This window comes from Streptomyces sp. NBC_01334 (assembly GCF_035983595.1).
GTDB lineage: Bacteria > Actinomycetota > Actinomycetes > Streptomycetales > Streptomycetaceae > Streptomyces > Streptomyces coriariae.
Genome location: NZ_CP130718.1, coordinates 4,420,234 through 4,434,586, shown reverse-complemented (window position 1 = coordinate 4,434,586; position 14,353 = coordinate 4,420,234). Strand labels below are relative to the sequence as shown.

15 protein-coding genes are annotated in these 14,353 nt (G+C 72.5%); 9 read left to right on the top strand and 6 right to left on the bottom strand.

What is annotated here, in order from left to right; all coding sequences use genetic code 11:
* Positions 1-5: 5 nt before the first annotated feature.
* Together OG736_RS19770 and OG736_RS19765 are read left to right on the top strand one after the other, a co-directional pair.
* Positions 6-1,499 carry an aldehyde dehydrogenase family protein gene (locus tag OG736_RS19770; protein WP_327187654.1) on the top strand — a complete coding sequence of 498 codons (1,494 nt, stop codon included), beginning with the start codon at positions 6-8 and terminating at the stop codon, positions 1,497-1,499.
* Positions 1,500-1,769: 270 nt separating this feature from the next.
* Positions 1,770-2,321 carry a DUF3455 domain-containing protein gene (locus OG736_RS19765; protein WP_327183628.1) on the top strand — a complete coding sequence of 184 codons (552 nt, stop codon included), beginning with the start codon at positions 1,770-1,772 and terminating at the stop codon, positions 2,319-2,321.
* Positions 2,322-2,477: 156 nt separating this feature from the next.
* Here OG736_RS19765 and OG736_RS19760 read toward each other — a convergent pair whose 3' ends face one another.
* Positions 2,478-2,873, bottom strand: a complete 396-nt coding sequence (locus tag OG736_RS19760) for a nitroreductase/quinone reductase family protein (RefSeq protein WP_327183627.1) — start codon at positions 2,871-2,873, stop codon at positions 2,478-2,480.
* A gap of 83 nt (positions 2,874-2,956) precedes the next feature.
* Here OG736_RS19760 and OG736_RS19755 point away from each other — a divergent pair, with 83 nt between their 5' ends.
* Complete coding sequence (locus OG736_RS19755) at positions 2,957-3,799, top strand: endonuclease/exonuclease/phosphatase family protein (protein WP_327183626.1); 843 nt, start codon at positions 2,957-2,959, stop codon at positions 3,797-3,799.
* Here the strand turns inward: OG736_RS19755 and OG736_RS19750 are convergent.
* Positions 3,796-4,293, bottom strand: a complete 498-nt coding sequence (locus OG736_RS19750) for a nuclear transport factor 2 family protein (RefSeq protein WP_327183625.1) — start codon at positions 4,291-4,293, stop codon at positions 3,796-3,798. The genes OG736_RS19755 and OG736_RS19750 overlap by 4 nt on opposite strands.
* 277 nt (positions 4,294-4,570) lie before the next feature.
* Between OG736_RS19750 and OG736_RS19745 the strand changes: the two genes are divergently transcribed.
* Positions 4,571-5,323 (top strand): ALF repeat-containing protein, encoded by a 753-nt coding sequence (locus tag OG736_RS19745; protein ID WP_442817182.1) that lies wholly within the window; start codon positions 4,571-4,573, stop codon positions 5,321-5,323.
* A 59-nt stretch (positions 5,324-5,382) separates the two neighbouring features.
* Positions 5,383-5,844, top strand: a complete 462-nt coding sequence (locus tag OG736_RS19740; RefSeq protein WP_327183623.1) for a protease inhibitor I42 family protein — start codon at positions 5,383-5,385, stop codon at positions 5,842-5,844.
* Positions 5,845-5,917: 73 nt separating this feature from the next.
* On the opposite strand, the gene OG736_RS19735 is transcribed toward OG736_RS19740, so the two are convergent.
* Both OG736_RS19735 and OG736_RS19730 read right to left on the bottom strand, forming a co-directional pair.
* Positions 5,918-6,376 carry a DUF4265 domain-containing protein gene (locus OG736_RS19735; RefSeq protein WP_327183622.1) on the bottom strand — a complete coding sequence of 153 codons (459 nt, stop codon included), beginning with the start codon at positions 6,374-6,376 and terminating at the stop codon, positions 5,918-5,920.
* Positions 6,377-6,389: 13 nt separating this feature from the next.
* Entirely contained in the window at positions 6,390-7,319 is a 930-nt protein-coding gene (locus tag OG736_RS19730) for a DUF4344 domain-containing metallopeptidase (protein ID WP_327183621.1), read from the bottom strand.
* A 227-nt stretch (positions 7,320-7,546) separates the two neighbouring features.
* On the opposite strand from OG736_RS19730, the gene OG736_RS19725 reads away from it, so the two are divergent.
* Positions 7,547-8,338 (top strand): hypothetical protein, encoded by a 792-nt coding sequence (locus tag OG736_RS19725; RefSeq protein WP_327183620.1) that lies wholly within the window; start codon positions 7,547-7,549, stop codon positions 8,336-8,338.
* Between the two features lie 184 nt (positions 8,339-8,522).
* Positions 8,523-9,368 carry an LLM class F420-dependent oxidoreductase gene (locus OG736_RS19720; protein WP_327183619.1) on the top strand — a complete coding sequence of 282 codons (846 nt, stop codon included), beginning with the start codon at positions 8,523-8,525 and terminating at the stop codon, positions 9,366-9,368.
* 20 nt (positions 9,369-9,388) lie between these two features.
* Here the strand turns inward: OG736_RS19720 and OG736_RS19715 are convergent, their stop codons facing one another.
* Entirely contained in the window at positions 9,389-10,102 is a 714-nt protein-coding gene (locus OG736_RS19715; RefSeq protein WP_327183618.1) for a hypothetical protein, read from the bottom strand.
* Between the two features lie 180 nt (positions 10,103-10,282).
* Between OG736_RS19715 and OG736_RS19710 the strand changes: the two genes are divergently transcribed.
* Together OG736_RS19710 and OG736_RS19705 are read left to right on the top strand one after the other, a co-directional pair.
* Positions 10,283-12,886, top strand: coding sequence for a bifunctional FO biosynthesis protein CofGH (locus OG736_RS19710; RefSeq protein ID WP_327183617.1), 2,604 nt, complete (start codon positions 10,283-10,285; stop codon positions 12,884-12,886).
* Between the two features lie 185 nt (positions 12,887-13,071).
* Positions 13,072-13,659, top strand: coding sequence for a hypothetical protein (locus OG736_RS19705; RefSeq protein ID WP_327183616.1), 588 nt, complete (start codon positions 13,072-13,074; stop codon positions 13,657-13,659).
* A gap of 95 nt (positions 13,660-13,754) precedes the next feature.
* Here OG736_RS19705 and OG736_RS19700 read toward each other — a convergent pair whose 3' ends face one another.
* The gene (locus OG736_RS19700; protein WP_327183615.1) at positions 13,755-14,282 is read right to left on the bottom strand and encodes a DUF2165 domain-containing protein; all 528 of its coding nucleotides are present in this window, start codon (positions 14,280-14,282) and stop codon (positions 13,755-13,757) included.
* Positions 14,283-14,353: the final 71 nt, after the last annotated feature.

Below are 14,353 nucleotides of genomic sequence, written 5' to 3'. Positions count from 1 at the left end.
ACGGGATCGGCACGACCGACGGGTCCCACGGGTCCGGGGGGTCCCACGGGCCCGGCGGGCAGCGGCTGTTCGTCGGCGGTGCCTGGGTGGAGCCCGACGGCGGGCACTACGAGGTCGTCGACCCGGCGACCGAGGGGACCGTCGGTCTGGCTCCGGAGGCCTCCCGGGAGCAGGTGCGCGCTGCCTGCGCGGCGGCCCGCGAGGCCTTCGGGCCCTGGTCGCGCACCCCGCCGGAGGAACGGGCGGCGATTCTCGCCCGGGCGGCCGACATCATGCGCGCCCGGCTGCTGCCGTACGCCGAGCTGGCCCAGGCGGAGACCGGCGCCACGACCGGGACCGCGCGCGGGATGCAGGTCGGGGTGGGGGTGGCCCGCTTCCGGCGCTACGCGCGCGTGGAGCCCGCCGAGTGGCCGATCGCGCCGCAGGTCAACGAGGCCGGGCCGATGGGGAGGGCGGGTGTGATGGGCGCGGTCGCCGTACGGCAGCCGGTCGGCGTCGTCACCTGCGTCACCTCCTACAACAACCCGTGGGCGAACCCGGCCGGAAAGGTCGCCCCCGCACTCGCCATGGGCAACACGGTGGTCGTGAAACCGGCCCCGCAGGACCCCCTGTCCGTCTACCGGATGGCGGAGGCTCTGGAGGCGGCGGGCGTGCCGCGCGGGGTGGTGAACGTCGTCTCCGGGCGGGCCGTCGAGATCGGCGAGACGGCGGTGTCGTCGCCGGACGTCGACATGGTGAGCTTCACCGGTTCGACGGCGGTCGGGCAGCGCATCGCCGAGGTGTGCGGCCGGGACATGCGGCGCCAGCTGATGGAGCTGGGCGGGAAGGGCGCGGCGGTCGTCCTCGACGACGCGGACCTCGCCTCGGCGGTGGCCGGCATCGGCACCACCTTCTCCTTCTACAGCGGCCAGATCTGCACCGCCCCGACGCGGGTGCTGGCACAGCGCCGGGTGTACGACCGGCTGGTGGAGCAACTCGTCGCGTACGCAGGCCGGTTGGCGGTAGGAGATCCCCGGGCGCCGGACACGGTGGTCGGCCCGGTGATCTCGGCCGCCCATCGGGACCGGGTGGAGTCGTACGTCGAACTCGGACGCAAGGAAGGCGCGGTGGTCGTCGCGGGTGGCGAACGCCCGCCGCTGGAGCGGGGTTTCTATGTCGCCCCCACCCTCCTTGCCGACTGCACGAACGACATGCGGGTGGCGCGGGAGGAGATCTTCGGCCCGGTGGTCACGGTCATCCCCTTCGACGAGGAGGAGGAGGGCATCGCCCTGGCCAACGACAGCGACTACGGCCTGATCGACTACGTCTGGTCGGCGGACGTGGCCCGGGCCTTCCGGGTCGCCCGCAGGCTCCGGGCCGGTGGCGTCGGCATCAACACCGTGGGCCGCAACATGGAGGCCCCGTTCGGGGGGTTCAAGCGGAGCGGCGTCGGGCGGGACGTCGGCTCGTACGCGCTGCACGCGTACAGCGAGGTGCAGGCGATCGTGTGGCCGGGGTGAGAACGCCCGCAGGGCTGTGACCACTTGCCCTTTGAGACCGGGGGAGTGTCCTCGGCGTGCAGACACGTGGTGCCGGAGAGCCGAGTTCCTCCGACGGGCCCCGGAATCGGCCGCGGGCCCGTAGCGTCCCCGCGCAAGGGCACGGACGGCGTCAGGGACGCGGACCGCGTCAGGAACACGACGGTGTCGGAACACGACGGCGTCGCAACGCGGTCGGCGTCAACTCCCTGCCCCGTGCACATGTTCGGAAAACGTTCTGGAGAACACCCGATGAAGCTCGCCGAGCGACTCGTCCTCACCACCACCGCCCTCGCCGCCGCTACCGCCGGCACCCTCCTCGGCACGACCGCCGGTCACGCCGCGCCCGCCCAGTCCGCCCCCGCCGCGGTCCACGCTCCCGCGGCGCTCAAGGTTCCCGACGGCAACCGGTTGACCGGAGCCTTCGCCGCCCGGGGCGTCCAGACCTACACCTGCGCCGACGGCGTCTGGAAGCTCCTGGAGCCCGCCGCCACCTTGTCGGACAAGAGAGACCGAGCCCACCGCCCGGTCGCCCTGCACTCCCGCGGCCCCGTCTGGGTGTCCACGGTGGACGGCAGCGCAGTCAACGCCGCCGCCGCCGTCAGCTCGCCCAGGACCGGCACCATCCCCGAGCTCCTCCTGAAGACCACCGCCACCCGCGGCACCGGCGTCTTCGCCGACGTCACCTACATCCAGCGCCTCGACACGGCCGGCGGCGTCGCCCCCACCACGGCCTGTGCCGGCACCGACCAGGTCAGCGTCGCGTACACCGCGACGTACGCCTTCTACAAGCCCGCCAAGTGACCCGAGCCGAGCGGTAGTCGGCACGGCGGCGGCCTCCGGACGACCCCGGGGCGGCCGCCGCCGTGTCCGGCGACTGCCGTGCCGCGCCGCGCGCCCGTCTCGTCTGCTTGCCTCGTCTGCTCGTCCCGTCCCGTCTCGCCGGGGCCCGCGGGTCCGTCAGTCGGCCAGATCCACCCGGATGGTGAGCAGACCCGTCCCCAGGGCCCGGACGGCCGTGCTGTTGCCCCGGGGCAGGGTGCGCAGCCGGGCCACCGGGTCGTCGTCGGGGAGCAGCCGGGCCGTGCCCGAGTGCCACCGTCCCCCCAGCCGCACCCGCACCCGCGGATCGGCCTTGATGTTGCGGACGTACTGCGACCGCTCGCCGAACTCCGAGACCAGCCAGAAGACGTCACCGACCCGGCGGCCGCCCAGCGGGGTGCGCCGGGGCAGACCGGAGACACGGCCCGTGGTCTCCAGGAGCGTGTGGAACGGCAGGCGGCGCATGAGGGGGTTGGCGACGTACCGCTGGAGGGCGGTGGTCGCGCGGAAACGGAGGTCGCTGGAACGGGTCATGATCCGTGGGACTCCTTCACGCACAGGTTTGTTGCTTCAATGGTCCCCGACGCCGTCGGCGCGACGAGAGCGGGTGGCTGCACATGCGCGTGGTGACCTGGAACCTGTGGTGGCGGTTCGGCCCCTGGCGGGAACGCCAGAAGGCCATCCTGGCCGTTCTGCGCGAGCTGGAGCCCGACGTGGTCGGCCTCCAGGAGGTGTGGGCGGCCGGTGCCGAGAACCTCGCAGAGTGGCTGGCCGACGAACTCGGTCTGCACTGCACCTGGGCCCCGTCACCGGCCCCCGAACGCTGGCGGAAGCGGATCACGGACCCCGACGCCGGTTCGGTCGACATAGGCAACGCGGTGCTGAGCCGCTGGCCGGTGGTGGAACGGGAGACGCTGGTGCTGCCCGCGCCCGCCGACCTGGCCGACGGCCGCGCCGCCCTCTACGCGCGCGTGGCCGCCCCCTCCTTCGACATCCCCTTCTTCACCACCCACCTCACCTCGGCCGGCCACGCCTCGGCGGTGCGCCTCGCCCAGGTCACCGCCCTCGCGGAGCTCGTCGCCAGGCACCGCGGCGGCACGCCCTTCCCGCCCGTCGTCACCGGTGACTTCAACGCCTGGCCGGACTCCGACGAGGTGCGCCTCTTCGGCGGCACGAGGACCGCGTCGGCCGTCCCCGGACAGGTTCTCCACGACGCCTGGGACTACGCCGACCCGACCGCCCCCGCCGCCACCTGGACCCCCGAGAACCCCTACGCGGCCCGCGTGCTGGAACCCGCCGTCCGCATCGACTACATCCATGTGGGCCCGCCCGGCCCGATCGGCGAGGGCCACGTCCGGCACGTCCGCCGCGCGGGCCACGGTCCCGTGGACGGAGTCTGGCCCTCGGACCACGCGGCCGTGGTCGCGGACCTGGCGGAGGAGGAGACGGCGATCGTCTAAGCCGTCTCACCCTTCTCGCTCTTCCCGCTCTCCTCGCCCTTCTCACCCGTCCCCTCCGTACCGAAGGCGCGGGCGACGGCGAGGCTGTCCTCGTACACGTGGTGCCTGGTGACCTGGCCGTCCTCGATCGTGAGGTGCAGCGCGAACCGGGCGCGATAGGCCCGCCCGGTGGAGCGGGCGGTACGGCGGATCTCGCCGAGCACGACCGCGTCGTCACCGTCGACGAGGACGCGTTCGATCACGGTGGCCGCCTGCCCGGGCACGTGGTGCTCGGCGAGCTCGCGGTAGTGCGCGGCGGCGTCGGTACGGGTGACCCGGTGGCGGATCCACGGGGTGGCGCTCCGCGCACGACCGTGCTCGTCCTCCGGCCAGTCCAGCTTCCAGTCGCTCGGTTCGGCGTACAGTTCCGCGATGCGCTCGGGGTCCCCTTCGCCGATCCGGCGGAGCAGTTCCCGCACCACGGCGCGGGGAGTCGTGGGCGTGGCTGAGGACACGGTGGATCCTTCCGATGCGGAAGCCGCGTCCCGCTGACGCGACGAGGCCCCATCATCACCGGCGGCGACGGCCCGGAGCGATTACCTCCGACGTAACCACCGTCCTCGCAAAGGGAGTTGTGCGTCCCGTCGAGCGGCCGACTTGGGCGCGGGTACGGCAACGAAAGCCGACAAGGACTGCCAACATCCGGCAATGACATCGATGGCGCGGAGCGGCGAGGATCTTCGTACCGACCGCCAGACCACGGAGGAACCCACCATGACGCCCATGAGATCGCTGAGACGGCGCCGCGCCGCCCTGCTCGTCACGGCCACCGCCCTGACCCCGGCCCTCCTCCTCACCACCCCGGCGTTCGCCACCGGCACGACGGCGGCAACGGTCTCGGCGACGACCACGGCGGCATCGGTGGTGACGACCGATACGCCGGTGGACGAGATGTCCGAGGAGGACCTCCGCGTCGCGATCGCGCGCATCCTGGCGGACGAGGACAGCGGCACGAGGGTCCTCCGGGAGGCCGGTGAGGTGCTCGACGGCACCGTGGAGGACATGCGCACCTTCCTGAAGACCGGCTACCGCCTGGCCCAGGCCGAGGACGACGCCGTCGCCATCGCGCGCATCCTGGCGGACAAGAACTCCGGCAAGGGGGTCGTCCGGGAGGCCAACAAGGCCCTGGACGCCGGCACCCCGGAGGCTCTGCGCGCTTTCCTGGAGACCGGCTACCGCCTGGCCCGGGCCGAGGACGACGCCGTCGCCATCGCGCGCATCCTGGCGGACAAGAGCTCCGGCAAGGGGGTCGTCCGGGAGGCCAACAAGGCCCTCGACATCGGCACCCCGGAGGCTCTGCGCGCTTTCCTGGAGACCGGCTACCGCCTGGCCCGGGCCGAGGACGACCGCGTCGCCGTGGCCCGCATCCTGGCCGACCCGAAGATCAGCGCCGCCCTCCGCGCCGCCGCCGAGGAGGTCATCGACGGGACGCCGGAGGAGCTGCGGTACTTCCTGGAGGTCGGCCGGTACGAGGTCGACGGCTAGGACTTGTCCGCCGGGCGGGTGTTACCCTCCCGGCGGCCAAGATCGAAACGGGGGAGCCGATGGCGGCCTGGTCGAGCAGGGTCACGGGGGCCGTCGCGGTGGCACTGTGCACCGTCACGCTGGTGGCGGGCTGCGCATCGGGCTCCGACGCGGACGAGCCCACGAGTCACCCCACGCAGGACCCGAGCATCACCGCCGAGGTCGGCGAGCGCTTCACGCTCTCCGTCCCGGAGAACGCGTCCACCCGTGAGCACTGGTTCGTGGTCGCCCCGCAGCCGGACGCGGCGGTGGTCCGCGCCGCCGACCGCACCTACGAGTCGGCCGACGACGGCAGGTCGGTCGGCGGCGGCGGCACCCTCGTCCTCACCTTCGAGGCCACCGGCAGGGGCAGCACCCGGATCGTGCTGCTGCACTGCACGTTCCCCACGGCGCAGACCGCGGCCTGCGGCGGCGGCGCCGGCCCGTCCCCGACCCCGACGACCGAGCCGGAGCGGGTCACCTACCGGGTCGACGTGCGCTGACCGCGTCGAGCAGGCGGCGAAGGCGGTGCGGGTCCGTGATCCACGGGCGGTGGACCGAGTCGCCCTTCGGCCGCTACTGAGCGACCTCGCCGTTTCCGAACCACCACGCCACTTGCCCGGTCCGGTCGGCCCAGGCGTCCAGCGCGTGCTCGAGGGCGGCGGGATCCGTGGCGCGCTCGATCGTGATCACGGCGAAGCGCAGGGTGGCAGGGGACTCGACCAGCCCGCCCAGACCTTCGACGGCTTCGTGCAGTGCGGTCAGGGCTTCCGGTGAGAAGGTTCCGGCCTCCGGGGCGGCCTGGACGCAGAGCCATGGGCCCTGTCGCGTCACCTCGAACTCCCCGTCGTCCGATATCCGCAGCACGTCCCCGGCCGCGCATCCCAGGACCAGCCCCGGGCTTCCGGCCAACTCGAAGAGACCCCCGTCGAGCGTGCGCGCGGGAAGCACTTCGTAGGCAGGCTGCCCGTTGCCGGCATATCCGGCGAGAAGCCTGACGTGGGTGTCGGCGGGAGGGAGCGTTGCAGACGTCATGGGCACGATCGTTTCATCCCGGCACGGACCGTTCCTTCGCAAGCCTCATCGGCCGCCGTTGCACCCGCCCGGGAACACCGGACTCGTGAAGGCCGCCGGCGGCTCGGGCGGCGGAGGCGTCGTCGCCTTCGGCATGTCGTCCCAGGGCGTTCATCCATGCGGCCTGCGCTCTCTTCCACTCCCCTGCGCAGCCGCGCGCCCGGCCTGCGGGAAGTGCGTCCGTGCCGATCACGTCTGCGTGGTTCGCCGGGGCGGCCCCGTAGAGGTAGCAGAGGTGGTCGACGGCGCGTCGGTGGTCCGTGGAGTGCTCGTCCGCCTGACCGTCGTCCTCGTTCTCGTACGTGATCGCGGAAAGCCGCCATGTCTCGGCCACGTCGAGCAGTCGCTCTTCTCCCTCCGCTCCCTGGCGGAGCAGCATGAGCGCGGCGAACTGGTCGGCGAAGTCCTCCTCCTTGCCCCTCACCGCGAGGTCGAGGACGTCGATCACGGCGTGTGCGCTCTCGTGGAACAACGATTCCAGCAGGACGGCGGACAGGGCGTCGTCGGAGAGACCCCGGCCGGCGTCCTGATAGAGCCCCCGCGTCTCGGAGATCTCGTCGTAGCAGATCTCCACTTCACGGGTCTGGGGGTTGTAGGAGGGCCCTTCGCCGTCGCAGGACCGAACGGTCATCACGACCGGCGGGTTCAGCCGCACGAGAGCGGTGACGTGCCGCACGGCCTCCTCCGGCAGCCGCCGTTCCCGGACGAACGCCGCGTCGTCCGCGTCCGGGCCGGTCGGCCGGTCATAGCGGACGGTGAAGCTCGCTTCAGCGGGACTCGGGCCGTCGGCCGCGTTCGTCTGGCAGGCGGTGGTGAGGACGAGGGCCAGCGGCAGTGTCGCGGATCGCAGGGCAGTGCGGCCCCGACCCTGCCTGCCGGCGCTCCCGTTCCCGCTCGTACGCATCGGCATCCCCCTCTTCACCGAAGCTGACTCAAGTCGACGGCTTCGCAGCTCAGTTACGGCGCTGCCGAGTATGCCGTCGCGTTGTCACGGGTTCGCACGAACGGGCGTGGTCCGTACATGGATTCCTCGGCGTACGGGAATCCCCGGCACGTGAGCTGATCGGTGCGTTCCTGCCGACGTCCCTGTCGTCGCCTCCGTCCGTGTCTTCGTCCGAGAGGAAGCCTGCCGTGAGTCAAGTGGAGCTGCTCCTGGCCGTGTTGGCGGTCTTCGGCGGGGTGTACGCCGTGCTCGGCGTGTTGTGGTGGCTCCGTGACCGGGCCGACCGGGCCGCCGTCGCGCAGGTGGACGGGGCGCGCGTCGACCCGTACCACGCGGCTGCCACGGCCGGCGGTGAGCAGGGCGCGGACCGGGCCGCCGCCGCCGAACTGCTGCTGGCCGGACTGATCCGGATCGAGGAGGACGGGCGGGTGTCGGTCACCGGCGAGGGTGCCGACACCGCCCGGACGCCGGAGCATCCGGTCCCGGCCGCGGTGCTGGTCACGCTGCGCGGGCACGCCGGGCCGTGGCCGCTGAACTGGCTGTATGCGGACGACGAGCACCGCGGGCGGCGCGACCCCTTCCTGCGGGCCGAGGACTCCGGATGGCCGCGTTGGGCCGAGCGGGACGGGGACCGCGTCCAGATCGCCGCGATCCTGGCCGCCGCGCTGCTCGCGGGGTGGCTCGCCGCCCAACTGATGTACGCGAGCGGTCGGTTCGCCGCGAACGCGGCCGAGATCGCGGTCGGCGTGATCGCGGGCCTGCTGACGTGGGGGGTGTTCGCGCTGGTCCTGCACGTGGTGGTGATGACCGGGTGGCCGGAGCGCCGGTACCGGTTCGCGGAGTACTGCCGAGCACTCCCACCGCACCCGGCCGAGGCCGCCCTGGACGCGGCGCAGCGTGAGCGGCTCGACCGGGCCATGACCTACAGCCCGCCCGCGGAGCCGGACAGGTGGCCGCTGGACACCCCGGGCGCGTTCTGACGGTGTGCCGAGGGCGGGCAGGAGGACGCGGCAGCGGACACGTGGCAGCGGACACCGAGGGGACGGCGCCTCCGAGGGTGATGCCGACCAGTCGGTATGGACAGTGGATCGTTCCGCAGGTAGAGATGGGATCGTCACCCGCGACGACGCCGTCGACCGAGCCGTACGCAGCGAAAGGCCCCCCATGCGCATCGCCGTCACGATCTTCCTCACCGACGAGACGATCACCCCCACCCGCCTCGCACGTGAGCTGGAGCAGCGCGGCTTCGCCGGGCTCTATCTGCCCGAGCACACGCACATCCCCGTCGAGCGCACCAGCCCCTACCCGGCCGGCGGCGACCTGCCCCGCGAGTACGGCCGCACCCTCGACCCCTTCGTCGCCCTCGGTCAGGCGGCGGCGGTGACGGAGACGCTGGGCCTCGGCACCGGCATCACGCTCGTCGCCCAGCACGACCCGATCGACCTCGCCAAGCAGATCGCCACCGTCGACCACCTGTCGGGCGGCCGCCTCACCCTCGGCCTCGGCTACGGCTGGAACGTGGAGGAGGCCGCCGACCACGGCGTCGAGTGGCGCACCCGCCGTGAGCTGGTCCGGGACCGGATGCGGCTGATGCAGGCCCTGTGGGCGGAGCAACCGACGGCGTACGAGGGCGAGTACGGCAGCGTCCGCGCCAGCACGGCGTACCCCAAGCCGGTGCAGAAGCCGCGCGGGCCGGTCACCGGCCCCCGCACCCTCGTCGGCGGTGCCGCGGGACCGAAGCTGTTCTCGCACATCGGCGAGTACGCCGACGGCTGGCTGCCGATCGGCGGCCGCGGCCTCTCCGAGGCGCTCCCCGTGCTGCGCTCGGCGTGGGCGGACGCGGGCCGCGAGCCGGACGCCCTCCAGGTCGTGCCGTACGCCGTCCACCCGTCGCCCGGCAAGCTCGCGTACTACGCCGAGCTGGGCATCGAGGAGGTCGTGGTGCAGCTGCCGCCGGTGGGGGAGGCGGAGGCGCTGCGCGCCCTGGACGAGTTCGCGCCGTACCTCTAGGCCCCGTTCGCGCCGTACGTTCAGGACCCGTTCTTCTTCGCCGACGGCCCGAAGTCGGGCGGCCACAGCTGGTCCCCGGCGGGCTCGTCGTCGCCCTGCTGCCAACCGGGGTCCACGGCGCAGGGCGTGGAGGTGCCGCCGGCGAAGTAGTCGCGGTCCGCGAACCACTGGAAGGACATGCGCTCGTCGCCGTCCGCGCGCGAGGCGTACAGCGCCCAGTAGTCCCCGGAGACGTTCTCCCGGTAGGAGGTGATGTCCCAGCCGGTGTCCTCGAGATGGTCGCGCAGCCGGCGCAGACCGGGGACCGCCTGCTCGGCGGGGACGTGGTCGAGCGCCCAGCTGTGACTGATGCTGTAGGCGCCGTCGACGGTCTCGTCGGTCAGACCGCCCCGGTAGCAGTGGTCCGAGCCGACCGTGTTCTCGGTGGAGACCCCGATCTTCTCGACACCGGGCCTGACGGTACGGGTGAATCCGAGGACGTCGTACGCCTCCCGGGAGCGGTCGACGGCGCGGCCCACCATCTCCTCGGGCGTGACGCGCGGGAAGTCCGACGCGTCCTTCGTCACCACGGCGATCCAGCCGACGAAGGCGAGAACGAGGAGCAGCGGCACGGCGACGAGCACCGCGCAGCCGATGCCGAAGGCCTGCGCGGCGGTGCGTCCGGCCGCGGCGGCTGCGGGTACGGGCGCCGGTACGGGGGTGGTGGCGGGGGCGGCGGTGATCTCCTCGGGCATGTGGCGACCGTAGGTCGGCCGGGGTGCGCGGGGCATCGGTACGGCTGCGTACGGGGGATGGGTACGCGTACTCAGAGTCCGCGGGACCGGGGTCCGGGCCGGGACCCGGTGCCGCTGCCGGTTCCGTCCCGGGCGCCGGTCCCGCCCCAGGCTCGGAAAACGTGATCGTATGCTCGAAGGATGACGACTTCCGCGACCTCCGGAACCGGCCCCGGCCCGACCCCCGGCCCCACCGAGAACTCCATGCGTCGCGCTCTCAAACGGGCCCGTGACGGCGTCGCCCTGGACGTCGGCGAGGCGGCCGTGCTGCTCCAGGCGCGCGGCGGGCAGCTGGAGGACCTCGCCGCCTCCGCCGCCCGGGTGCGGGACGCCGGCCTGGAGGCGGCCGGCCGGCCCGGTGTCATCACGTACTCGAAGAGCGTTTTCATCCCGCTCACCCGGCTCTGCCGTGACAAGTGCCACTACTGCACCTTCGTCACCGTCCCCGGCAAGCTGCGCCGGGCCGGACACGGGATGTTCATGTCGCCCGACGAGGTGCTCGACATCGCCCGGCGCGGTGCCGCCCTCGGCTGCAAGGAAGCCCTCATCACCCTCGGCGACAAGCCGGAGGACCGCTGGCCGGAAGCGCGCGAGTGGCTCGACGCGCACGGCTACGACGACACCATCGCCTACGTCCGCGCCATCTCCATCCGCATCCTCGAGGAGACGGGACTGCTGCCGCACCTCAACCCCGGGGTGATGAGCTGGACGGACTTCCAGCGGCTGAAGCCCGTCGCGCCCAGCATGGGCATGATGCTGGAGACCACCGCCACCCGGCTGTGGTCCGAGCCAGGCGGCCCCCACCACGGCTCCCCGGACAAGGAGCCCGCCGTCCGGCTGCGCGTCCTGGAGGACGCCGGCCGCTCCTCCGTCCCGTTCACCTCCGGGATCCTGATCGGGATCGGCGAGACGTACGAGGAGCGCGCCGAGTCGCTGTTCGCGCTGCGCAAGATCTCCCGCGCCTACCACGGCATCCAGGAGCTGATCATCCAGAACTTCCGCGCCAAGCCGGACACCGCGATGCGCGGCATGCCGGACGCGGAACTCGACGAGCTGGTCGCGACCGTGGCCGTGGCCCGTCACATCATGGGCCCGGCCGCCTGCCTCCAGGCCCCGCCCAACCTCGTCGACAGCGAGTACGAGCGGCTGATCGGGGCCGGGATCGACGACTGGGGCGGGGTGTCCCCGCTCACCATCGACCACGTCAACCCCGAGCGCCCCTGGCCGCAGATCGACGAGCTCGCCGAGAAGTCGGCGGCGGCCGGCTTCGCCCTGCGGGAACGTCTCTGCGTCTACCCGGAGTTCGTCCGGCGCGGCGAACCGTGGCTCGACCCGCGGCTGCTGCCGCACGTCCGCGCGCTGGCCGACCCGGAGACGGGACTGGCCGTGTCGGACGCCGTCGTCGAGGGCCGCCCCTGGCAGGAGCCGGAGGAGGTGTTCGTGCCGTCCGGCCGTACCGACCTGCACCGCACCATCGACACCGACGGCCGGACCTCCGACCGCCGTGACGACTTCGACGAGGTGTACGGCGACTGGGGCGCCCTGCGCGAGGCGGCCGCCCCCGGCATGGCGCCGGAGCGCATCGACACGGACGTACGCCAGGCCCTCGCGACGGCCGCCGACGATCCGACGAAGCTCACCGACGACGAGGCCCTCGCCCTGCTCCACGCGGACGGCCCGGCCCTGGACGCCCTGACCCGCATCGCGGACGACGTGCGCCGCTCGACCGTCGGCGACGACGTCACGTACATCGTCACGCGGAACATCAACTTCACCAACGTCTGCTACACGGGCTGCCGTTTCTGCGCCTTCGCGCAGCGCCGCACCGACGCCGACGCGTACACGCTCTCCCTCGACCAGGTCGCCGACCGCGCCCAACAGGCCTGGGAACTGGGCGCGGTGGAGGTCTGCATGCAGGGCGGCATCCATCCGGACCTGCCCGGCACGGCCTACTTCGACATCGCGAAGGCGGTGAAGGAGAGGGTCCCCGGCATGCATGTGCACGCCTTCTCGCCGATGGAGGTCGTCAACGGCGCGACCCGCACCGGCCTGTCCATCCGCGAGTGGCTGACGGCGGCGAAGGAGGCCGGGCTCGACTCCATCCCCGGCACGGCGGCCGAGATCCTGGACGACGAGGTCCGCTGGGTGCTGACCAAGGGCAAGCTGCCGGCCGCGACCTGGATCGAGGTCGTCACGACGGCGCACGAGCTCGGGATCCGGTCGTCCTCGACGATGATGTACGGCCACGTCGACCAGCCCCGGCACTGGCTGGGCCATCTGCGGACCCTGGCCGGGATCCAGCAGCGGACCGGCGGCTTCACGGAGTTCGTCACCCTCCCGTTCATCCACACGAACGCGCCGGTGTACCTGGCCGGCATCTCCCGCCCCGGTCCGACCATGCGGGACAACCGGGCGGTGACGGCGATGGCCCGGCTGCTCCTGCACCCGCACATCCCCAACATCCAGACCAGCTGGGTGAAACTGGGCTCGGAGGGGGCCGCGGAGATGCTCCGCTCGGGAGCGAACGACCTGGGCGGCACGCTGATGGAGGAGACGATCTCGCGGATGGCGGGCTCGTCGTACGGCTCCTACAAGTCCGTCAAGGACCTGATCGCGGTCGCGGACGCGGCGGGCCGCCCGGCCAGGCCGCGTACGACGCTGTACGGCGAGGTGCCGCAGGAGCGGCAGCTGGCGGCTTCGGCCTCGGACGGGCATCTGCCGGAACTGCTGCCGGTGCTGGACTGAGGGGAACACTCGGACAGCACCGGGGGACCGCTCGGGGAGGCGCCTGGGGACCATCAGGGAGCACTGACGGGCCACTCAGGGACCAGTCAGGGGCCACTCAGGGGCCACTCAGGGACCGGGGAGCGGGCCCCTCGCAGTACGATGATCGGGCCCCGACCGGAGGGGTCCCGTAGCTGAGGAGATGCGTGCCCGTGCCTGCCCGACGGCTTCCCTCCTGGGTTTGGGTCACCGGCCTGACGACCGGCGCGATCGTCGCGGTCGTCTTCCTGACGGCGCAGGCCGAACAGGGCCCGCACCCGACGGCGTCGGCGGCGAACCGTCCGAACGCCTCCGCGTCGGCGGGCGCGCAGCCCTCGGCCTCACCGAAGCCGTCTGCCACCCCCAAGGCGGCCGAGGTGCCGGCCGGTTCGGGCACCGGCCGGCGGATCGTCTACTCGCTGGGGCAGCACCGGGTCTGGCTGGTCGACGCGGACGAAACGGCCCGCCGCACCTTCACGGTCTGGCCCGGCACGGTGGCCCCTGCCGTCGGCAGCTTCACGGTCTCGCTCCGCAAGGACGCCACCACGGGCTCCGACGGCGTGGCGATCGAGCACATCGTCTACTTCTCCGCCACCTCGGGCGTCAACATCGCCTTCTCCAACGCCGTCGACGGTTCCTCCCCGCCCCCGGCCGCCGCCGGCACGCAGACCGGCGGCATCCGGATGGCCAAGGCGGACGGGACGGCGCTGTGGGCGTTCGGCGAGACGGGGACGAAGGTCAGGGTCGTCGAGTAGGTACCGGAACTCCGGGCCCCGTATCTCCGGGCCCCGTATCTCCGGGCCCCGTTATCTCCGGGCCCCGTTATCTCCGGGTCCCGGAACTCCGGGCGTCAGGCCCGGGAGTCGTCCCGCGCCTGTCCGCTCGGCAGCTGGTTCACGATCAGCACGACGCCGGCGAACAGGAAGGCCCGGGTCGCCGCGTCCAGCCCGTTCCAGGTGTCCGACTGCCACATCGAGAACCACTCCCCGCCGATCGCGATGAACCCGGCGCCGAACAGCAGCATCACCATGACCAGCCCGTACGTGGACAGCGACCGACCGCGTATGTCGTTCCGCCGCGCCCAGAACCACGTCCCGGCGGCCAGCACCACCCCCGCGACGGTCTCCCACGCGATGATCGCGACATAGGCGGCGTCCTGGAGCCCCTTGCTCGTCACCGCCCGCCACATCACGTCGTCGTCCTTGAACGTCGTGTCCATCGCCAGCACATGCCGCACGAACTGCTGGTTCGTGCCGAAGTCCGTGATGTTCCCGAAGGCGACGAGAAGCATGTAGAGCGCGACCGTCCCGGTGAGGAGGGCGGCGGTGAGCGGAAGCACGCGTGACGCGTGTGGGATACGTGTGGTGGGGGTGGTCATGCCGGTGTCCTTACCCCACCAGGTCTTCATCACCCCTCCACCGGACAGCACGTGCACGGGGTCGGAACGGA

Coding starts and splice junctions, on each gene's coding strand:
- OG736_RS19730 (WP_327183621.1), bottom strand. CDS start 7,319: ATGCGTACGAGCGGGAACGGGAGCGCCGGCAGGCAGGGTCGGGGCCGC.
- OG736_RS19700 (WP_327183615.1), bottom strand. CDS start 14,282: ATGACCACCCCCACCACACGTATCCCACACGCGTCACGCGTGCTTCCG.
- OG736_RS19760 (WP_327183627.1), bottom strand. CDS start 2,873: ATGACCCGTTCCAGCGACCTCCGTTTCCGCGCGACCACCGCCCTCCAG.
- OG736_RS19740 (WP_327183623.1), top strand. CDS start 5,383: ATGGCGGCCTGGTCGAGCAGGGTCACGGGGGCCGTCGCGGTGGCACTG.
- OG736_RS19715 (WP_327183618.1), bottom strand. CDS start 10,102: ATGCCCGAGGAGATCACCGCCGCCCCCGCCACCACCCCCGTACCGGCG.
- OG736_RS19735 (WP_327183622.1), bottom strand. CDS start 6,376: ATGACGTCTGCAACGCTCCCTCCCGCCGACACCCACGTCAGGCTTCTC.
- OG736_RS19720 (WP_327183619.1), top strand. CDS start 8,523: ATGCGCATCGCCGTCACGATCTTCCTCACCGACGAGACGATCACCCCC.
- OG736_RS19765 (WP_327183628.1), top strand. CDS start 1,770: ATGAAGCTCGCCGAGCGACTCGTCCTCACCACCACCGCCCTCGCCGCC.
- OG736_RS19755 (WP_327183626.1), top strand. CDS start 2,957: ATGCGCGTGGTGACCTGGAACCTGTGGTGGCGGTTCGGCCCCTGGCGG.
- OG736_RS19710 (WP_327183617.1), top strand. CDS start 10,283: ATGACGACTTCCGCGACCTCCGGAACCGGCCCCGGCCCGACCCCCGGC.